17 protein-coding genes are annotated in these 18,643 nt (G+C 75.3%); 6 read left to right on the forward strand and 11 right to left on the reverse strand.

Translation table 11 applies throughout. The features are described from left to right. Nucleotides 1-26: 26 nt before the first annotated feature. Genes IE118_RS11730 through IE118_RS11755 form a run of 6 tightly spaced genes read right to left on the reverse strand, consistent with a single transcriptional unit; the run spans nucleotide 27 to nucleotide 5,502 of the window. A complete protein-coding gene (locus IE118_RS11730; protein WP_189557731.1) occupies nucleotides 27-923 on the reverse strand; it encodes a glycosyltransferase family 2 protein in 897 nt (298 codons plus the stop codon). Further along, the gene (locus IE118_RS11735; protein ID WP_189557732.1) at nucleotides 920-1,789 is read right to left on the reverse strand and encodes a glycosyltransferase family 2 protein; all 870 of its coding nucleotides are present in this window, start codon (nucleotides 1,787-1,789) and stop codon (nucleotides 920-922) included. Before IE118_RS11735 ends, IE118_RS11730 begins: the two co-directional genes overlap by 4 nt. Next, nucleotides 1,786-2,787: a glycosyltransferase family 9 protein gene (locus IE118_RS11740; RefSeq protein ID WP_189557733.1), complete on the reverse strand. Its 1,002-nt coding sequence runs from the start codon at nucleotides 2,785-2,787 to the stop codon at nucleotides 1,786-1,788. The genes IE118_RS11735 and IE118_RS11740 overlap by 4 nt, the downstream gene beginning before the upstream one ends. Further along, nucleotides 2,784-3,776, reverse strand: coding sequence for a glycosyltransferase family 9 protein (locus IE118_RS11745; RefSeq protein WP_189557734.1), 993 nt, complete (start codon nucleotides 3,774-3,776; stop codon nucleotides 2,784-2,786). Before IE118_RS11745 ends, IE118_RS11740 begins: the two co-directional genes overlap by 4 nt. Next, nucleotides 3,773-4,501 (reverse strand): D-glycero-alpha-D-manno-heptose-1,7-bisphosphate 7-phosphatase, encoded by a 729-nt coding sequence (locus IE118_RS11750; RefSeq protein WP_229846776.1) that lies wholly within the window; start codon nucleotides 4,499-4,501, stop codon nucleotides 3,773-3,775. Before IE118_RS11750 ends, IE118_RS11745 begins: the two co-directional genes overlap by 4 nt. Further along, nucleotides 4,498-5,502, reverse strand: a complete 1,005-nt coding sequence (locus IE118_RS11755) for a glycosyltransferase family 2 protein (protein WP_189557735.1) — start codon at nucleotides 5,500-5,502, stop codon at nucleotides 4,498-4,500. The genes IE118_RS11750 and IE118_RS11755 overlap by 4 nt, the downstream gene beginning before the upstream one ends. A gap of 284 nt (nucleotides 5,503-5,786) precedes the next feature. Here IE118_RS11755 and IE118_RS11760 point away from each other — a divergent pair, with 284 nt between their 5' ends. Together IE118_RS11760 and IE118_RS11765 are read left to right on the forward strand one after the other, a co-directional pair. Beyond that, nucleotides 5,787-6,563, forward strand: a complete 777-nt coding sequence (locus IE118_RS11760; protein ID WP_373303179.1) for a polysaccharide deacetylase family protein — start codon at nucleotides 5,787-5,789, stop codon at nucleotides 6,561-6,563. Between the two features lie 80 nt (nucleotides 6,564-6,643). Beyond that, on the forward strand, nucleotides 6,644-7,084 hold the full coding sequence (locus IE118_RS11765) for an SRPBCC family protein (protein WP_189557736.1): 441 nt from the start codon (nucleotides 6,644-6,646) through the stop codon (nucleotides 7,082-7,084). Between the two features lie 13 nt (nucleotides 7,085-7,097). Here the strand turns inward: IE118_RS11765 and IE118_RS11770 are convergent, their stop codons facing one another. From IE118_RS11770 to IE118_RS11785, 4 genes are read right to left on the reverse strand one after another with little or no spacing between them, the layout of a single operon-like run. Next, nucleotides 7,098-8,246 (reverse strand): XdhC family protein, encoded by a 1,149-nt coding sequence (locus IE118_RS11770; protein ID WP_189557737.1) that lies wholly within the window; start codon nucleotides 8,244-8,246, stop codon nucleotides 7,098-7,100. Between the two features lie 60 nt (nucleotides 8,247-8,306). After that, nucleotides 8,307-10,691, reverse strand: coding sequence for a xanthine dehydrogenase family protein molybdopterin-binding subunit (locus IE118_RS11775; protein ID WP_189557738.1), 2,385 nt, complete (start codon nucleotides 10,689-10,691; stop codon nucleotides 8,307-8,309). Nucleotides 10,692-10,693: 2 nt separating this feature from the next. Beyond that, complete coding sequence (locus IE118_RS11780) at nucleotides 10,694-11,266, reverse strand: (2Fe-2S)-binding protein (RefSeq protein ID WP_189557739.1); 573 nt, start codon at nucleotides 11,264-11,266, stop codon at nucleotides 10,694-10,696. Continuing rightward, nucleotides 11,266-12,156: an FAD binding domain-containing protein gene (locus tag IE118_RS11785; RefSeq protein ID WP_189557740.1), complete on the reverse strand. Its 891-nt coding sequence runs from the start codon at nucleotides 12,154-12,156 to the stop codon at nucleotides 11,266-11,268. Before IE118_RS11785 ends, IE118_RS11780 begins: the two co-directional genes overlap by 1 nt. A 342-nt stretch (nucleotides 12,157-12,498) precedes the next feature. On the opposite strand from IE118_RS11785, the gene IE118_RS11790 reads away from it, so the two are divergent. Together IE118_RS11790 and IE118_RS11795 are read left to right on the forward strand one after the other, a co-directional pair. Next, nucleotides 12,499-14,187: a PucR family transcriptional regulator gene (locus tag IE118_RS11790; protein WP_189557741.1), complete on the forward strand. Its 1,689-nt coding sequence runs from the start codon at nucleotides 12,499-12,501 to the stop codon at nucleotides 14,185-14,187. Nucleotides 14,188-14,347: 160 nt separating this feature from the next. Continuing rightward, the gene (locus IE118_RS11795) at nucleotides 14,348-15,115 is read left to right on the forward strand and encodes a hypothetical protein (protein ID WP_189558151.1); all 768 of its coding nucleotides are present in this window, start codon (nucleotides 14,348-14,350) and stop codon (nucleotides 15,113-15,115) included. A 209-nt stretch (nucleotides 15,116-15,324) separates the two neighbouring features. Here IE118_RS11795 and IE118_RS11800 read toward each other — a convergent pair whose 3' ends face one another. Further along, nucleotides 15,325-16,209: a GntR family transcriptional regulator gene (locus tag IE118_RS11800; protein ID WP_373298302.1), complete on the reverse strand. Its 885-nt coding sequence runs from the start codon at nucleotides 16,207-16,209 to the stop codon at nucleotides 15,325-15,327. A 166-nt stretch (nucleotides 16,210-16,375) separates the two neighbouring features. On the opposite strand from IE118_RS11800, the gene IE118_RS11805 reads away from it, so the two are divergent. Beyond that, nucleotides 16,376-17,236: a (2Fe-2S)-binding protein gene (locus tag IE118_RS11805; protein WP_189557742.1), complete on the forward strand. Its 861-nt coding sequence runs from the start codon at nucleotides 16,376-16,378 to the stop codon at nucleotides 17,234-17,236. Between the two features lie 313 nt (nucleotides 17,237-17,549). Next, the gene (locus IE118_RS11810; protein WP_189557743.1) at nucleotides 17,550-18,599 is read left to right on the forward strand and encodes a DUF2637 domain-containing protein; all 1,050 of its coding nucleotides are present in this window, start codon (nucleotides 17,550-17,552) and stop codon (nucleotides 18,597-18,599) included. Nucleotides 18,600-18,643 lie beyond the last annotated feature (44 nt).

Raw genomic sequence — 18,643 nt, forward strand, 5'->3', positions numbered from 1 at the left:
GCCGGCCGGTGGAGCGGCGGCGCGGGTCAGCCGGTGTAGCGGCGGGCCGTGGAGCCGCGCTGGGAGGGTTCCAGCAGACGCAGCCTGGACTCCACCTCGTGGGGCAGGACGCGGCGTTCGCGCAGGACCCAGGGCAGGGCCGCGGCCGCCTCGGCGAAGGCGAGCAGGGAGACCGTGTCGCGCGGCACGGTGCGCGCCAGGTTCAGGGTGCGGCGCAGCGCGGGCCCGGCCGGGCGGCGCAGCCAGGTGAACCACAGGGTGTTGCGGATGCCGTGCCTGCGGCGCAGGGTGGGGTCCCGCGCCGTGGAGGCCTGGTGGTGGACCGTCAGCGCCTCGGCGTAGGTCAGCCACCAGCCGTCGGCCGCGAGGTCGGCGGCCAGCAGTTCCTCCTCGCCGCCCAGCCAGAGCCTCGGGTGGAAGCCGCCGGCGGTGCGGAAGGCGTCGGTGCGCAGCACGGTCGCGGCGGCCAGGAACGAGCCGAGCGCCGGGCCGGGCAGCCAGGACGGGCGGGGCAGGGGCGAGTCGCGCAGCTCGCGGACGATCGGGTCCTCGGTGCCGTCGGGTTCGACGATGATCCGCGCGGTGACCGTGCCGAGCGCCGGGTGCCGGTCGAGCAGGTCGGCGGCGCCGGCCAGGGAGCCGGGCGACCACCAGGAGTCGTCGTCGCAGAAGGCGACGTAGGGGGTGCGGACCTCGCGCACGGCCAGATTGCGGCCCACGGCGCCGAGGTTGCGGCCGGGCCGCAGCAGCCGCATGCCGGGGTGGTGGCGGGCGACGGCCTCGGCGGTGCCGTCGGTGGAGCCGTTGTCGGTGACGATCACCCGCGGCTTCTCGGGGAGCCGGGCGAGGTGGCCGAGGGTGCGCAGGAGTTCGGGACGCCGGTTGTGGGTGATGACGACGACGGTGGTGCGCGGGTCGGTCATGCGGTCGTCCCCTCCAGGAGTCGGGCGGCCCGCTCCACCTGCGGGGGAAGGGGCCTGCGCTCGCGCAGGGCGGCCGGCAGCCGGACCAGGACCTCGCGCAGGGCACGCCGTGCGTGCCGGTCGCCGCGGGCGTCCGCGGCGAGGGCCCCGGTGCGGGCGAGGGCGTAGGGGACGGGGCGGCGCAGCCAGGCGGTCAGCGTCGCGTTGCGGAGCTGGAGCACGGGACGGCCTTCGCGGGGTGCGGGGGACGGGTGGTGGTGGGCGACGACCTCGGGGCAGTGGGTGACGCCCCAGCCGCGCGCGGCGAGGTCGTAGGCGAGCAGCGTCTCCTCGCCGGCGAAGAACAGCAGGCGGTGGAATCCGCCGGCGTCGAGGTAGGCGTCGCGGCGGACGACGGCGCCGCAGGCGAGGAAGCCGAGCACCTGGGTGCCGGGGAGGTCGGTGGCCGGGCCGAGCGGTGAGCCGGCGAGGACGTCGTTGAGCGGGTCGGGGGTCTCGGCCGGGCCGACGAGCGTCCGGGCGGCGATCAGGCCGAGCCGGGGATGCGCGTCGAACAGTTCGGCCGCCCGGCCGAGGGATCCGGGCGCCCACCAGGAGTCGTCGTCGCTGAACGCCACGTACGGGGTGGTGAGGGCGCGGGCGCCGTGGTTGCGGGCCAGGGCGCCGTGGTTCACGGGGAGCGCCAGGAGGCGCACCTCGGGGAAGTCGCGGGCGACCATCTCCCGGGTTCCGTCGGTGGAGGCGTTGTCGGCGACCAGGATCTCGGGCCGCTCGGGCAGTTCCAGCAGCCGCCGCAGGGTGCCGGCGAGCCGGTCGCGGCGGTCGCGGGTGGCGATGACGACGCCGAGGGGGCGGTGGCCGGTCATGGGGTGCTCCCCTCGGGCAGGCGGGTCAGGGCGTGGAGGACCTCGTCGGGGGTGATGCGCAGGAGGGCCGGGCCGGGGCGGTCGCCGTGGGGGTCGCCCGGCGGGCCGTGCCACAGCGCGGTGTGGCGCGGCAGCGCGGGCGGCCCCCACTGGCTGGGCGGGACCGGGCCGAACAGGGTGACGGTCGGGGTGGCGTGGGCGACCGCGAGGTGGGCGATGCCGGTGTCGCCGCTGACGACGGCGCGGGCGCCCGCGACGAGGGCGGAGAGCCGGGCGAGGGGGAGGCCGCCGGCGAAGACGTCGGTGTCGGGCAGCGACGCCCGTTTGGCCAGGCGGGCCACCAGGTCGTCCTCGGCCGCTCCGCCGGTGACCACGACGCGCCGGCCTCGGGCGCGCAGGGCGGTCGCGACGGCGGCGTACCGCTCGACCGGCCAGCAGCGGGCGGGGGAGCCGGCGCCGGGGTGCAGGACGACCGCGCCGGGAGCGGGTGACGCGGTGGGCGGGCGGGGCAGCAGCAGATCGGTGGGGTCGGCGTCGATGCCGTACCAGCGCAGCAGCCGGCACCAGCGGTCCCGCTCGTGTTCGCCGGCGTACCAGACGGGACCCGCGATGTCCGGGGTCCCGGGATGGGCGAACGCCAGCAGCCGCGGGGGGCGCAGGGCCTGCAGCAGGCGGTGGCTGGGGGGTCCGTTGCCGTGCAGGTCGACGGCGACGTCCGGGGGCGGGCCGGTCCAGTCGAGGGTGCGCGGTACGGCACGGGAGGGCGCGGAGGCGGGCAGCAGCCGGTCGACGGCTCCGGAGGCCTCGGCGACCGGCGCGAGCGCGGCGGGGGCGGCGAGGACGAGCTCGTGGCGGGGGTGGGCCCGGCGCAGCGCCCGCAGGGCGGGGACGCCGGCCAGCAGGTCCCCGAGACCGAGGGCGCGCAGGACGAGCAGGCGCGCCGGGGGCGCGGGGGCGCCGGTCCGGGCCTCCGTGGCGGACCCCGTGCGGCCGCTCACCGCAGGACCTCCACGAGTTTGTCGACGGCGGCGACGACGTCGTACGCGGTGACCTCCTCCAGGCACGGGTGGCCCGGCACGGGGCACTGCCGGGCCCTGGTGCCGGCGCAGGGTGCCCGCTGGTCGCCGAGGAGGACGCAGGGCACGCCGTAGGGGCGCCAGCGTTCGGCGGGGACGACCGGGGAGAACAGGGACACCACCGGGGTGCCGACGGCGGCGGCGAGGTGGGCGGGGCCGGTGTTGCCGGTGACCACGCAGTCGGCCCCGGCGAGCACCCCGGCCAGTTCGGCGGCTCCGGTGCGGCCGCCGAGGTCGACGGCACGGCCGCCGGCCACGTACGCGGTCAGTTCCCGCTCCCCCGCGCCGCCGGTGACCACGACCCTGCGCCCGGCGGCGGCGAGGGCGCGCACCGTCTGCGCGCACCGGCCGGGGCTCCAGGCGCGGGCGGGCACGCTGGCGCCCGGGTGGAGGACGACGTATCCGCCGGGGCCGGTCAGTGCCCCGGTGGGGGGCGGCGGGAGGACCCGCAGCCGCGTGTCGCCGGGCCGGGGGAAGCCGGCGGCCGCGGCGAGGTCGAGGGCGGCCTCGGCCTCATGGGCCTGCGGGGCGCGCTGGTGCCGCACGTCGAGGAGGGAGCCCGGGTAGTCCTCGCTGTCGGCCGCGATGAAGCGGACCCCGGCCAGGCGCAGCAGCAGGGCGGTGGGCAGGGGCGACTGGTGGAAGGAGGTGAGGACGAGCGCGGTGTCGGCGTCGACGGCGGAGATCAGCGACTCGACCGCCGCGCGGCTGACCGCGGGCGGCTGGAACCCGGTCCAGGGGGACTCCCAGACCAGCACCTCGTCGACGCCGGGCAGCAGCCGGGCGGCGGGTTCCCCGTGCGGTCCGCAGAGCAGGGTGACGTGGCGGGCCCGGGCGGCGACGGCCCGCACGGCGGGCCCCGCGAGCAGCACGTCGCCGAAGCTGTCGAGCCGGGTGACGAGGGCCTTCACGTGGCCCTCCCCCGCGGCTCGGCGTCTCCGGTCCGGTGGCCGGTCCCGCCCCGGGCGGACGCCGCGGTGCTCAGGTCGCCGCCGCCCTCCGTGACGGGCACCGCCCGCTGCGGGGCCGGACCGGAGATCCGGGTGGCCGCGGGCGGTGTGCCGTCGCGGGCGCCGGGGCCGGAGGGGGGTGGCGTGAGGGGGGCACGGCCCCAGGGCGGGGTGTCGAGGACGAGGCGGACCGCTGCCGGGAGGTCCGGGGCGACGTGGGGGGCCGCGGCCGTCTCCTCGGGACGGGTCTGCGGGGTGGGGACGAGGATGCCGTGGGCGCCGGCCCGGCGGGCGGCCTCCATGTCGGCACCGATGTCGCCGATGACGACGCAGTCGGCCGGGGCCGCCCCGATCCGGCCCGCCGCCCAGAGCACCATGCCCGGCCGGGGTTTGCGGCAGGGGCAGCCGTCGTCGGGGCCGTGCGGACACAGGGCCCACACGTCGAACGGGCCGAGCAGTTCGTCGACGCGCCGGTTGACGCGGTGGGCGTCGGCCTCGGTGAGGAGCCCGCGGGCGATGCCGGACTGGTTGGTGACCACGCCGGTGCGGATGCCGCGGGCGCGCAGGGCGTCGAGCGCCGCGCGGGCGCCGTCGACGGGCCGGACGCGGGCGGGGTCGGCGTTGTAGGGGACGTCGTGGACCAGGGTGCCGTCGCGGTCGAAGAGGACCGCGTTCACCGGGCTCACCGGGTCCCCGCCGGCCGGGCGGGGGTGCGGCGGTGGCGCCAGGCCCCGGCCAGCCGGTGCCAGGTCGCCGCGGGCGGTATGGCCACGCTGGTGGCCAGCACCGTGGTCACCTCGTCGGGGGTGCGCGGTCCCGGGCCGATGCGGGCGCGGGCGAACTCGGCGGTTCCCGCGGCCCAGCCGAGCGCGCAGACGGTGGCCGCCCGGCGGTGGCCGGTCGCGCCGAGCACGCAGGCGGCGGTGCCGGCGGCGGTGATCGCGGCGTGCCGGCGGATGCGGCCGCGCGGTGCGACCGCCTTGTCCCACCAGTCCGGTCCGTGCAGGCGGCACATCAGGGCGTCGTCGGCGTTGCCCCGCTGCTGCACCACCGACGCCCAGCGGGAGGCCGGGCGTACGGGGCGCAGGGTGGTGCGGTGGCCCCGGCGGATGCGCCAGCCCGTGTCGAGGAGGCGCAGCGCGAGGTCGGCGTCCTCGTGGAAGGGCCGGGCGAAGCGTTCGTCGAATCCGCCGGCCCGCTTCAGCGCCTCGGCGCGGTAGGCCATGTCGGCGGTGGTCCAGCGGGCCCGGGCGAGCCCGTCCTTGCCGCGTTCCCAGTCGGTGGGGCGGCGCCCGCCGGGCATCGGCACGGTGATGACGCCCTGGACGCCGGCGGTGTCGGGGGACGCCTCCGCGAGGTCCCGCACCAGTTCGGCGCACCAGCGCGGCCCGACCTGGACGTCGTCGTGGAGGAACGCGACCCAGGGGGCGGTGACGGCGCGCAGCCCGCGGTTGCGCGCTGCGGCGGGCCCGCGGCCGTCGCCGGCCAGGACGGTGGTGCGCTCCCGCAGGTCGCCGAGGACGCCCAGCGCGTGACCCATCACGTCCGGGGAGGGCAGGGGTCCGGGCCGGTCGTCGACGAGGACGATCTCGTCGGGACGCGGTCCGATCGCCGCGGCCAGCGCGGCGAGGCAGTCGGGGAGGGTGTCCCGCACCAGGGTGGGGATCACGACGGCGTACGACGTCACGCGGACGCCCTCCCCCGGACTCTGGTACCAAGGCTGCGCATCGGGGCTGTGCTCCGTCCACGAGAGGCCTGCGGACTACCGGGACGCGAGTGCCGCATTCGCGGTTGTCTCAAACACTTGGACCCAGCTTGTCCCATTACGGACGGAACCGTGGACTTTTCGGCGTCGATTCAGGTCACCGCCGCCCGCTCGCGTGACGACTCTCACATCCACCGCGTCACCCCACGGAGGGCACACGAAAGGGACTATACATCTCACGTATAGACAAAATGTACAGTCCGGCCATGCCTTTTCTGACCAGGAAGATGAGAAGACCGGCGGCCGCGTTCCGGGGGGCGTCGGCACTGGCCGCGGTCGCGGCGCTGACACTGCCGCTGAGCGGCTGCGCACGGCTGGAGACCACCGCTCCCAGCGCCGTCCGCACCACCGACGTCCAGGCCCGCTTCGGCACCGTCGACTGCCGTGAGGCCAAGTGCATCGCGCTCACCTTCGACGCCGGCCCCGGCGAGAACTCCGCGCGGCTGCTGGACATCCTGAAGGACGAGCAGGTGCCGGCGACCTTCTTCCTCCTGGGCGAGCGGCACATCGACACCTACCCGGAGCTGGTGCGGCGGATGGCCGACGAGGGTCACGAGGTGGCCAGTCACACCTGGACCCACCGCATCCTGACGGAGCTGGAACCGGACGAGATACGCGAGGAACTCCAACGCACCAACGAGGAGATAGAGCGCCTCACCGGCCGCCGCCCCACCCTGATGCGCCCGCCCCAGGGCCGTACGAACGACACCGTGCAGGCCATCAGCCGCGAACTGGGCCTGTCGGAGGTCCTGTGGAGCGTGACGGCCAAGGACTACCGGACCACCGACTCGGACCTGATCACCCGCCGTGTCCTCGCCCAGGCCTCGCGCGACGGCATCATCCTGCTCCACGACATCTACGACGGGACCGTCCCCGCCGTGCCGGGCATCATCGACGCGCTGAAGAAGCGGGGCTACGTGTTCGTGACGGTGCCGCAGCTCCTCGCGCCGGGCCGGGCCGAGCCGGGGAAGGTGTACCGGTGACCCTCACGGGCCGCTGGGCCGTACGGGTGAGCCGTCCCGCGGGAGACCGCCGGGCGGCCGGGGTTTCCTAGGATTCTCCCGTGGCCACCTTCCAGCTTCAGCGCACGGCGCCCCTCCCCCTCGACGAGGCCTGGCGCAGGCTCACGACGTGGCCCCGCCACGGCGACGTGGTGCCGATGACCCGGGTCACGGTGACCACTCCCCCTCCCACCGGTGAGGGCACGCTCTTCGTCGCCCGCACGGGTCTGGGCCCGCTCTCCTTCGACGACCCGATGGAAGTGACGGTGTGGCGGCCGCCCGCGGGCGACTCGCCGGGGCTGTGCCGCCTGGAGAAGCGGGGCCGCCTCGTCACCGGCTGGGCGGAGATCGAGGTGCGGCCGGGTCCCGGCGGCCGGGCGCGGGTGGTGTGGCGGGAGGACATCCGGGTCCGCTTCCTGCCCGCCTTCGGCGACGCCGCCCTGGCCCGCGCCGGCCGCCACGTCTTCGGCCGCGCGGTGAACCGGCTGCTCCGGCGGGCGTGAGCCGGGACGGCGGTCACGGCGCCACGGGCGGGTGTTTGGGCACGCCCGGGTCGTCGTGGTGGATCGGGGTGTGGGCGCCGGTGAGCGGGATCCCGCTGCCGCCCCGGCGGTCGGCGACGATCTCCGCGGCGATGGACAGGGCCGTCTCCTCCGGCGTGCGGGCGCCGAGGTCCAGGCCGATGGGCGATCTGAGACGGGCCAGCTCCCGCTCGGTGACGCCGGCCTCGCGCAGCCGGGCGCCGCGGTCCAGGTGGGTGCGGCGGGAGCCCATCGCGCCGACGTAGGCCACCGGCAGGCGCAGGGCGAGCTGCAGCAGCGGTACGTCGAACTTGGCGTCGTGGGTCAGGACGCACAGGACCGTACGGGCGTCGACGGACGTGCGCTCCAGGTATGTGTGCGGCCACTCGACGACGATCTCGTCGGCCTCGGGGAAGCGGGCCCTGGTGGCGAACACGGGGCGCGCGTCGCACACGGTGACGTGGTGGCCGAGGAACTTGCCGGCCCGCACCAGCGCCGACGCGAAGTCGATCGCACCGAAGACGATCATCCGGGGCGGGGGGACGGCGGACTCGACCAGAACGGTGAGCGGGGCCCCGCAGCGCGAGCCCCGCTCCCCGATCTCCAGGGTGCCGGTGCGGCCGGCGTCCAGGAGGGCGCCCGCCTCGGCGGCCACCGTGCGGTCCAGTTCCGGGTGGGCGCCGAAGCCGCCCCCGGACGAGCCGTCGGGGCACACCGTGAGGGCGCGGCCCCTCAGCTCCGCCGGACCGCTCACGATCCGCGCCACCGCCACCGCCTCCCCCCGCGCCGCCGCGGCCAGGGCGGACGCCAGCACCGGGCGGGCGGGATCCGCCGCCCGCACCGGCATGACCAGGACGTCGACGACTCCGCCGCAGGTCAGGCCGACGGCGAAGGCGTCCTCGTCGCTGTAGCCGAAGCGTTCCAGGACGGGTTCGCCGTCCCTCAGGGCCTGCTCGCACAGGTCGTAGACCGCGCCCTCCACGCAGCCGCCGGAGACCGAGCCGACGGCCGTGCCGTCGGTGTCGACCGCGAGCGCGGCGCCCGGGGGGCGGGGCGCGCTGCCGCCGACCGCCACCACGGTGGCGACCGCGAAGTCACGGCCCTGCCCCACCCACCGGTCCAGTTCCTCGGCGATGTCCAGCATGTCTCGGTCTCCTCGGCTCCGGTTGCACGGGGGAAGCACGACTGCCCGCCGGCGGCGCGGTCACCCCGTGCCCGTGAGATGTTCCGGGCGGACCGGGGTCCTGTCGAGTGCCAGGCCCGTGGCGTCGCGGATGGCCGCCAGGACCGCCGGGGTGGACGACAGGGTGGGTGCCTCGCCGACGCCGCGCAGGCCGTACGGGGCGTGGTCGTCGGCGAGTTCGAGCAGGTCGACGGGGATGGTCGGGGTGTCGAGGATGGTGGGGATCAGGTAGTCCGTGAAGGACGGGTTGCGCACCTTGGCGGTCCCCGAGTCGACGAGGATCTCCTCCATGACGGCCATGCCGAGGCCCTGGGTGGTGCCCCCCTGGATCTGGCCGATCACGGACAGCGGGTTGAGCGCCTTGCCGACGTCCTGCGCGCAGGCCAGTTCGACGACCTTGACCAGACCCAGCTCGGTGTCGACCTCGACGACGGCACGGTGCGCGGCGAAGGAGTACTGCACATGCCCGTTGCCCTGGCCGGTGCGCGGGTCGAAGGGCTCGGTCGGCCGGTGCCGCCACTCCTCCTCGACCTCCACGGCCTCCTCGCCGAGGACGTCCGCCAGGCCAGCGAGGACCTCGCCGCCGTCGGTGACGACCTTGCCGTCCTCCAGGAGCAGTTCGGCGGTCGCCCAGGCCGGGTGGTACGACCCGAACCGGCGCCGGCCGAGCTCCAGCACCCGCTCACGGACCAGCTCGCAGGCGTTCCTGACCGCGCCGCCGGTGACGTAGGTCTGCCGGGACGCCGAGGTCGAACCGGCCGAGCCCACGCGGGTGTCGGCGGGATGGATGGTCACCCGGGCGACGCCCAGTTCGGTACGCGCGATCTGCGCGTGGACGGTGATGCCGCCCTGGCCGACCTCCGCCATCGCGGTGTGCACGGTGGCGACCGGCTCACCGCCCACGACCTCCATGCGGACGCGGGCGGTGGAGTAGTCGTCGAAGCCCTCGGAGAAGCCGACGTTCTTGATGCCGACCGCGTAGCCGACACCCCGGACGACGCCCTCGCCGTGCGTGGTGTTGGACAGTCCGCCCGGGAGCTGGCGCACGTCGGCGCCCTCGCTGGACTCCCACTGGCGCTCCGGCGGCATGGGCATCGCCTTGACGCGCCGCAGCAGTTCGGCGACCGGCGCCGGGGAGTCGACGCGCTGCCCGGTGGGCAGGAGCGTGCCCTGCTCCATGGCGTTGAGCTGCCGGAACTCCACCGGGTCCATGCCGAGCCGGGCCGCCAGTCTGTCCATCTGCGCCTCGTAGGCGAAGCATGCCTGGACGGCGCCGAAGCCGCGCATGGCGCCGCAGGGCGGGTTGTTGGTGTAGAGGGCGACGGCCTCGATGTCGACGTCGTCGACGACGTACGGGCCGATGCCGAGCGAGGCCGCGTTGCCGACCACGGCCGGGGAGGCGGAGGCGTAGGCGCCGCCGTCGAGGACGATGCGGCACCTGACGTGGGTGAGGCGGCCGTCCGCCGTGGCGCCGTGCTCGTAGCGCAGCCTGGCCGGGTGGCGGTGGACGTGGCCGAAGAAGGACTCGAACCGGTTGTAGACGATCTTGACGGGTTTGCCGGTGCGCAGGGCCAGCAGGCAGGCGTGGATCTGCATGGACAGGTCCTCGCGCCCGCCGAACGCGCCGCCGACGCCGGCCAGGGTCATCCGCACCCTGTCCTCGGGCAGGCCGAGCACGGGGGCGATCTGGCGCAGGTCGGAGTGGAGCCACTGGGTGGCGATGTAGAGGTGGACGCCGCCGTCCTCCTCGGGGACGGCGAGGCCGGACTCGGGGCCGAGGAAGGCCTGGTCCTGCATGCCGAAGGTGTACTCGCCCTCGACGATCACGTCGGCGCGGCGGCGGGCCTCCCCGACGTCGCCGCGCACGATGGGCTGGCGGTGGACGATGTTGGGGTGCGGGACGTGTCCCGCGTGGCCGTCGTCGCGGTTCTCGTGGACGAGGACCGCGCCGGGGGCGGTGGCGGTGGCCTCGTCGGTGACGACCGGGAGTTCGCGGTAGTCCACCTTGATCTTGGCGGCGGCGCGGCGCGCGGTCTCCGGGTGGTCGGCGGCGACGATCGCGACCGGTTCGCCGTGGTGGCGGACCTTGCCGTGCGCGAGGACCGGGGTGTCCCGGATCTCCAGGCCGTAGTGCCTCACGTCGGTGGGCAGGTCGTCGTAGGTCAGTACGGCGTACACACCGGGGGTGGCCAGGGCCTCGCCCGTGTCGATCGACAGGATCTCGGCGTGCGCGAAGGTGGAGCGGAGGATGTGCCCCCAGAGCATGTCCTCGTGCCACATGTCGGAGGAGTACGCGAACTCGCCGGTGACCTTGAGGGTGCCGTCCGGGCGGAGGGTGGACTCGCCGATGCCGCCCCTGGTCCCCGAGCCCTGCGTGAGCCTGGTGGGTACGCCGTTCGTGGGCATGGTCAGACCCCCTCGGACCGGCGGGCGGCCGCGAGGCGGACCGCGTCCATGATCTTCTCGTATCCGGTGCAGCGGCACAGGTTGCCCGACAGCGCCTCGCGGATGTCCGCGTCGTCCGGGTCGGGGTTGCGCTCCAGCATCTCGTCGGCGGCGACCAGCAGCCCGGGGGTGCAGAAGCCGCACTGCACGGCTCCGGCGTCGATGAACGCCTGCTGGACGGGCGAGAGTCCGCCCCCTTCGCCGGTCCGCGAGTCGGAGCCGTGGGCCTGCCACTCCTGTGCCTCGTCCAGGGAGGTGCCGCGGGCGCCGGTGCCGCGGGAGCGCTGCCGGGCGAAGTCCGCCAGGCCCTCCACGGTGACGACGTCGCGGCCCTGGACCTGGCCGGCGGCGACGAGACACGCGCACACGGGCACGCCGTCGAGCCGCACGGTGCACGAGCCGCACTCGCCCTGCTCGCAGGCGTTCTTGGAACCGGGCAGGCCGAGCCGCTCGCGCAGCACGTACAGCAGGGACTCGCCCTCCCAGACGTCGTCGGCCTCCTGGCGGCGTCCGTTGACGGTGAAGTCGATGCGCATTACGCGGCTCCCTCCGTGGTGCGGCGGGCGCCGCGGTACGACTCCCAGGTCCAGGTCAGGGTGCGGCGGGCCATGACGCCGACCGCGTGGCGGCGGTAGCCCGCGGTGCCGCGCACGTCGTCGATGGGGTTGCAGGCGGCGGCGCACAGATCGGCGAACCGCTTGGCGAGCGACGGGGTGATGACCTTCCCGCTGTCCCAGAAGCCGCCCTCCTCCAGGGCCGCGTCCAGGAACTCCTCGGCGGCCCGCGCCCGGACCGGTGTCGGGGCGGCCGAACCGATCCCCGTGCGTACCGTCCGGGTCTCCGGGTGGAGGGCCAGCCCGAAGGCGCACACGGCGATCACCATGGCGTTGCGGGTGCCGACCTTGGAGAACTGCTGCGGGCCGTCGGCCTTCCTGATGTGGACGGCGCGGATCAGCTCGTCGGGCGCCAGCGCGTTGCGCTTCACGCCGGTGTAGAACGCGTCGATCGGGATGCGGCGCGACCCGCGCACCGACTCGGCCTCGACCTCGGCACCGGCCGCGAGCAGGGCCGGGTGGGCGTCACCGGCCGGGGAGGCGGTGCCGAGGTTGCCGCCGACGCCGCCCCGGTTGCGGATCTGCGGGGAGGCGACGGTGTGCGCGGCGAGGGCGAGCCCCGGCAGTTCGGCACGGAGGTGCTCCATGATCCGGGAGTACGGGACGGAGGCGCCGAGCCGTACGCTGTCCGCGCCGACCTCCCATTCCTCGAGGTCGCGGATGCGGTTCAGGTCCATGAGGTACTCGGGCCGGCGGTGGTCGAAGTTGATCTCGACCATCACGTCGGTGCCGCCCGCGATCGGCACAGCGGCGGGGTGCTCGGCCTTCGCGGCGAGCGCCTCCTCCCAGCTGGCGGGGCGAAGGAAGTCCATGACCGGCTCTTTTCCTCGTCTCGTGGGGCGTACAGATGGAGCCAATCCGTGTGCGGCGGTCCCGGCTCGTAGATGCGGTGTTCACGCTGCGTGGGCCCAGTACACCGCCGCGTGCTCCGCATGGGTCAGTCACGGAAACCATGAAGGAGTTGGCTGGCCAGCGCAGGCATCTTGTAGATTCATATGAAAGGAGGCCTTCCGTAACCTCCTCCTCTTCCTCCGGAAACGGGGGGCACCGTCCGGGGACCGGCCGACACGCTGATCAGCCAGGCCGCGGACCCCGTCGGACGTTCCTCCGGCGGTTCCGCACAGACATCGAGACAGAGAACGGCGGCGACGAGAATGCGGCTGCGCGCACTGCTGGACACCGACGCGCTGGGCCTGAAGCTGCTCGGCGGCGAGGAGGAGCTGGACCGCGGTGTGCGGGGCGTGATGACCACCGACCTGAGGGACCCCAGCCGCTACCTCTCCGGCGGCGAGCTGGTCCTCACGGGCCTGGCCTGGCGCCGGGACGCCGCCGACTCCGAGCCGTTCGTACGGCTGCTGGTGCAGGCGGGGGTGGCCGCGCTCGCGGCCGGCGAGGCCGAGCTGGGCGATGTGCCGGAGGACCTGGTGGCGGCCTGCGCCCGGCACCGGCTGCCGCTGTTCGCGGTGCACGAGTCGGTGGCCTTCGCGACCATCACCGAGCACGTCGTCCGGCAGGTCTCCGGCGAGCGCGCCGGGGACCTCGCGGCCGTCGTGGACCGGCACCGGCGGATGATGACGTCCGGCCCGGCGGGCGGCGGCCCCGACGTGGTGCTCGACCTGCTCGGCTCCGACCTGGACCTGCGGGCCTGGCTGCTGTCGCCCACCGGCCGGCTGATCGCGGGGTCGCGGGCCGCCGGGGCGCCGGGGGACGGGCCGGCGCTGCCCGCGGACGTGTGCGCGCGGCTCGCCGCGGAGCAGCAGGCGGCCGCCCGCACCGGCCGGCTCGGACCGCACCGGGTGACGCTCGGGCAGACCACGTACAGCGTGTTCCCCGTGCGGGGCAGCGGGCGCGCCGCGGGGGACGCCCGGGACGTGCGCGGGAAGGTGCTGTCCGACTGGCTGCTGGCCGTCGAGGCGGACGCCGGGGACTGGGCCGAGGAGCGGCTGGACCTGCTGCACGGCGTGACCCAGCTGATCGCCGTGGAACGGGACCGCCGGGACGCGGCCCGCACGGTGAGACGCCGGCTCGCGCAGGAGGTGCTGGAACTGGTCCAGGCGGGTGCCGCGCCCGCCGAGATCGCCGCACGGCTGCGGGTGGCCGCGCCGGTGCTGCTGCCCGGGCTGGGAACGGCACCGCACTGGCAGGTCGTGGTGGCCCGCGTCGACTGGGACGGCGGCGAGACCGACGGCGGCCCGGTGGCCCAGGCCCTGCTGGAGGAGATCCTGGTCGACCCCGCCGCGACGGGGACCGAGCACGCCGACCGCATCGCGGTGGCGCACACCGGGGACGAGGCGGTCGCGCTGGTGCCGCTGCCCGCGGTGAGCGGTGACGACGGCCACCCGGGTACGGGGGTGCTCGCCGAGACCCTGCTGGAGACGGTGCGCGACCCGCTCACGGCCGGCCTGGACGGCGACGGCCGGCTCACCCTCGGCGTCTCCGCCGCCGTGCACTCCGCGGAGGGGCTGCGCGGCGCGCTGGAGGAGGCACGGCACGCCCGGCGCGTGGCCGCGGCCCGCAAGGGCCGGGTCTGCGCGGCCGGCCACCAGGAACTCGCCTCGCACGTCCTGCTGCTCCCCTTCGTCCCCGACGACGTGCGCCGCGCCTTCACCGCCCGGCTCCTGGACCCCCTGCGCGCGTACGACCGCCGGCACCGTGCCGAGCTGATCCCCACCCTGGAGGCGTTCCTCGACTGCGACGGCTCCTGGACCCGCTGTGCCTCCCGCCTCCACCTGCACGTCAACACGCTGCGCTACCGCGTCGGACGCATCGAGCAGTTGACGGGCCGCGACCTCTCCCGGCTGGAGGACAAGCTGGACTTCTTCCTTGCCCTGCGCATGAGTTGAGCTGAAGAGGACGCGTCCGGGCGGTTCGGACCCGCGAGCCATGACTTTGTGAAATCCTTCACCCACCCTCTTGGCCGGGCCGTGCGGTTCGTGCTGAGATGCGGCCACCACTCAACAGCTCGATGGCGTGCTCGGGGAGGGCAACGTGGCGCATACCGCCATGTCCGGTGACGGAACGACCGCCGATGACGATCCTCTCCAGACGGCGGTGTGGCGGTTGCGCTCCCGTGCCTGCTGGGCCGACGCCGCCGCGCTGCTCGCCCCCGCCACCCCGGACACGGCACTGCAGCGGGCTTCGCTGCTGGTCGAGCGGTGTCTCTACACCGAGGCGGGGTGGGAGGAGGCCGAGGACGCCCTGCGTACGGCCGAGGCACTGGCGGACAGCGACGACGAGCGCGGGGCGGCCGCTTGTGAGCGCGGGTACTTGGCGTACGCGGCCACGCTGTTCCGGGTGCGCGACCGGGCCGACGAGGCGCGGGCCGCGCTCGGACGGGCGGCGGCGCTGATCGCGCCCGGAGCGCCTGGGCGGGCACTGCTGGACTTCCGGCGCGGGCTGATCGCGGAGAACCTCACCCGTTCCCCCCAGGCGGCGCGGGCCGCCTACCGCCGCGCCCACGCGGGCGCCACCGCGCACGCCGACCCGCTGCTGCTGTCGGCCACCTGGCGCCACCTCGCCGGACTCGCCCTGCGGGAGGGGGAGTTGGCGGAGGCCAGGCAGGGCTTCGCCGAATCACTCCGCATCCGGGAGGAGTTGGGCTACCTCGTCGGGACCGCCCCCGCGCTGGTCTCCCTCGCCGAGACGGAGACCGAACCGGAGGCCTCCCGCCTGCGCGAGGAGGCCCGCCGCCTCTTCCGCCTCCTCGGCGGCGTCCCCACCTGGCTGACCACCCAACTGGCCCCGCCCACCCCAGGAGCGGCAACGGCATAGCCACAACCCGCCCCCCACTCGACGACGAGCCCCCGCCCCCCAGCCGGCCCGCCCGTCCGCCACTCGGCGACGAGCCCCCCAGCCCGTCCGGCGTTTGAGGACGAGGCCCGTTCAGGGCCGAAGGGGGGTCCGGGGGCACAGCCCCCGGGGACGGGACGGGAAGGGGCGGCGGGGGCGAAGAACCCGGCACCACCCCGCACGCGCCCCCCTCACCCCGCCCCGCTGAAGTGCTCCCCCACCAGCGCCCGCACCACCTCCAGATCACCCGCGATCAACGCGTCCAGCAGCGCCGTGTGCTCGTGCGCGTCCGCGACCAGCTCCCCCCGGCGCCCCCGCCCACCGGCCCCGGCGCCCGCTGCGCCCCCCACCAGCGGCCACTGGGCCCGCCGATGAAGGTCCTCGGCGATCCGCACCAACTGCTCGTTCCCCGCCAGAGCGAGCACCGCACGGTGAAACGCCCGGTCGGCCTCCGCGTACGTTGCCCGGCACCCGGAGGACGCCGCCCGCACCGTCGCCTCCGCCAGCGGCCGCAGTTCGGCCCACCGCTCCGCCGGAACCGTACGGGCCAGCCGCAGCATCACCGGCATCTCGATCAGCGCCCGCACCTCCGCGAGCTCCGCCAGTTCCCGCGCCCCGCGCTCGACGACCCGGAACCCCCTGTTGGGCACGACCTCGACCGCGCCCTCCAGCGTCAGCTGCTGCATGGCCTCCCGGACGGGCGTCGCGGAGACACCGAACCGCTCGCCCAGCACCGGCGCCGAGTACACCTCACCGGGACGCAGCTCACCCCTCACCAGCGCGGTGCGCAGCGCGTCCAGGACCTGTCCGCGCACGGAGGACCGCTGCACGGCCGCCCGGGGGCGGGGTGGGGCGAGAGGCGGAACCGCCGGCTCACCGTGGGTGTGCTCACCCCGCGCGGCACCGTCCCGCGCGCCACCGCCGCCCGGCCCGCCCCTCCCAGCGCCCGCCTGCCGCTCACCCGGCCGGTCACCCAGCCGGTCACCCGGCCGCGCCGCCGTCGCCCGCTGGACGGGAACCCGCGGGGGCCGCGCCTGCGCCGCCCCCTCCACGGGGCCCTGCGTGTCCTGCTTCACCAGGTCCTCCTGCGGACGTGTCGGTACTTGCGGCCATTACGGCGGGTTGTCGCCTCACCGTCAAGCACGATAGGCGCACCGGACACCAGTTCACATCCCGGAGATCTTCGGTAAGGTGAGGCTTACCTTTTTTGATCCGGCTCCACGAGACGTGAAGGGTGGCCCCATGCCTGTGCCCGGTTCGGCCGTCGCGGACGCGTACGCCCGCCTGGCGGAGGCCTTCCCCGCGCTGGCCGTCACCGAACTCGGCGCGGACGAGGAGGCCCCGCGGGGCGGCGGCTGGGTCGCCGCGTCCGATCTCGCCGAGGGCGGAAGCGCCCTGGAGACCTTCCTGACCTGGGACGACACCCAGGTCCTGCGGGACTACGGCCGGCAGGCCCGCCCGGACGTGATCGCCAGCTTCGGCCTGCACCGCTACGCCTGGCCCGCCTGCCTGCTGATCACCGTCCCGTGGTTCCTGCACCGCCGGGTGCCGCGCTACCCCGTGACGCACGTCTCGTTCGACCGTACGGCCACCGGCCTCGCCGTCGGCCGCATGGCCGTCCGGCCCGACGGGTTCGCCTGCCTGCCCGACGACCCGGTCGCGGCACTGCCCGGCGCCCGGGTGGTGCCCGACGAGGAGGCGCTGCGCGCGGAGGTGCGTGCGGCGGTCGCCCAGCACCTGGAGCCCGTCCTGACCGGTTTCGGGCCCCGGATGCGCCGGCGCGGCCGCGCCCTGTGGGGCATGGCGACCGACGAGATCGTCGAGAGCCTGTGGTACATCGCCCAGCTGCTCGGCGAGGAGGAGCGCGGACTGCGCGAGCTGGAGCAGCTGCTGCCGGGAGCGACCCAGCCGTACGTCGGCGCGGCGGCCTTCCGCCGGCCGGCCGGACCGGACGCGGAGCGGGAGCGCGCCACCCGGGACCGGGTCAGCTGCTGCATGTTCTACACCCTGCGCCCCGCGGACATCTGCGCCACCTGCCCCCGCACCTGCGGCAGGGAAGGCACCACCGAGCGGGCCACCGCCCTGGTGGCGCAGGCGAGTTGACGTCGCGTCGGACACCGGCACCCGCCTGCGGGCCGTAGGATCGCCCCCGCGAGCCCTCGCTCGCCCCCGCGGAGGTCACGGGTGATTCACAATTCCCTCACCCGTCGCGGGAAGTGTCCACGGAACCACCCGTACGGGTAATGTTATTCGAACTCAACTCCCGCCCCTCATGCGGCAGTTCGAGCAGATCGCCGCCCCGTGCACCCCCCTCGCACTTCCTTGGCGGCCTCTTGCCCCGAAACACCCTGAGGGCCGCTGGGATTGGGCCACTATGGCGGGCGTTACGCCCTATCCCAATGCAAGGGACCCCTAGATGAGACTGACCGACATATCGCTGAACTGGCTGCTTCCGGGCGCCGTGCTGCTCCTCGGCATGCTGGCGGCGGTGGCGGTGCTGGCGCGCGGGAAGCGCTCCTCGGTCAAGGACACGAGCGCGGACGACTCGTGGGAGCGCAGCGAGGAGCGTCGCCGGCGCAAGGAGGCCGTCTACGGCACCGTCTCCTACGTTCTGCTGTTCTGCTGTGCGGCGGTCGCCGCCGCACTCTCCTTCCACGGTCTGGTCGGCTTCGGCGAGCAGAACCTCGGCCTGTCCGGCGGCTGGCAGTACCTCGTCCCCTTCGGTCTGGACGGCGCGGCGATGTTCTGCTCGGTGCTCGCCGTGCGCGAGGCGAGTCACGGTGACGCGGCGCTCGGCTCGCGCATACTCGTGTGGACGTTCGCCTTCGCCGCGGCCTGGTTCAACTGGGTCCACGCCCCCCGGGGCATCGGCCACGCGGGCGCCCCGCACTTCTTCGCGGGCATGTCCCTGTCGGCGGCGGTCCTGTTCGACCGCGCGCTGAAGCAGACCCGGCGGGCCGCGCTGCGCGAGCAGGGCCTGGTCCCGCGTCCGCTCCCGCAGATCCGTATCGTGCGCTGGCTGCGCGCCCCCCGGGAGACCTACCGTGCCTGGTCGCTGATGCTGCTCGAGGGCGTGCGCAGTCTGGAGGAGGCGGTCGAGGAGGTCCGTGAGGACAAGGCCCGCAAGGACGAGGCGAAGCAGCGCCGGCGGGACCAGCAGCGGCTGGAGCGGGCCCGGCTGAAGGCGATCAGCCGCGGTCACCGGGGTCTGCCCGGCCGGGGCGGCGGTGGGCGGGAGCTGGAGACGGCGACCGTGGAGCGGGAAGCCGACATGGTCTCCGCGGAGCCTGCCATATCGGCGTCGGAGGCCCTGCCCGTCCGCGCGCGTCACTCCCTGCAGCCGGTACGCACCGGTGGCGCTGACCCGCTGACCGTCGACCTCACCGCCGAGGACGACACCCAGGCGCTGCCGCGCCTGGACTCGCTGGAGCGCAAACTCAAGGATCTGGAGCAGCAGTTCGGCTGACGTCGCTCGCCGGACCGACGGGGGTGCGGCCCGCCCGGGGCCGC

The organism is Streptomyces pilosus (genome assembly GCF_014649835.1).
Taxonomy (GTDB): domain Bacteria; phylum Actinomycetota; class Actinomycetes; order Streptomycetales; family Streptomycetaceae; genus Streptomyces; species Streptomyces pilosus.

Excerpts from the sequence above, each read along its gene's own strand:
- IE118_RS11730 (WP_189557731.1), bottom strand. The coding sequence starts at position 923 with ATGACCGACCCGCGCACCACCGTCGTCGTCATCACCCACAACCGGCGT.
- IE118_RS11735 (WP_189557732.1), bottom strand. The coding sequence starts at position 1,789 with ATGACCGGCCACCGCCCCCTCGGCGTCGTCATCGCCACCCGCGACCGC.
- IE118_RS11760 (WP_373303179.1), top strand. The coding sequence starts at position 5,787 with ATGCCTTTTCTGACCAGGAAGATGAGAAGACCGGCGGCCGCGTTCCGG.
- IE118_RS11770 (WP_189557737.1), bottom strand. The coding sequence starts at position 8,246 with ATGCTGGACATCGCCGAGGAACTGGACCGGTGGGTGGGGCAGGGCCGT.
- IE118_RS11775 (WP_189557738.1), bottom strand. The coding sequence starts at position 10,691 with ATGCCCACGAACGGCGTACCCACCAGGCTCACGCAGGGCTCGGGGACC.
- IE118_RS11780 (WP_189557739.1), bottom strand. The coding sequence starts at position 11,266 with ATGCGCATCGACTTCACCGTCAACGGACGCCGCCAGGAGGCCGACGAC.
- IE118_RS11785 (WP_189557740.1), bottom strand. The coding sequence starts at position 12,156 with ATGGACTTCCTTCGCCCCGCCAGCTGGGAGGAGGCGCTCGCCGCGAAG.
- IE118_RS11790 (WP_189557741.1), top strand. The coding sequence starts at position 12,499 with ATGCGGCTGCGCGCACTGCTGGACACCGACGCGCTGGGCCTGAAGCTG.
- IE118_RS11795 (WP_189558151.1), top strand. The coding sequence starts at position 14,348 with ATGTCCGGTGACGGAACGACCGCCGATGACGATCCTCTCCAGACGGCG.
- IE118_RS11805 (WP_189557742.1), top strand. The coding sequence starts at position 16,376 with ATGCCTGTGCCCGGTTCGGCCGTCGCGGACGCGTACGCCCGCCTGGCG.
- IE118_RS11810 (WP_189557743.1), top strand. The coding sequence starts at position 17,550 with ATGAGACTGACCGACATATCGCTGAACTGGCTGCTTCCGGGCGCCGTG.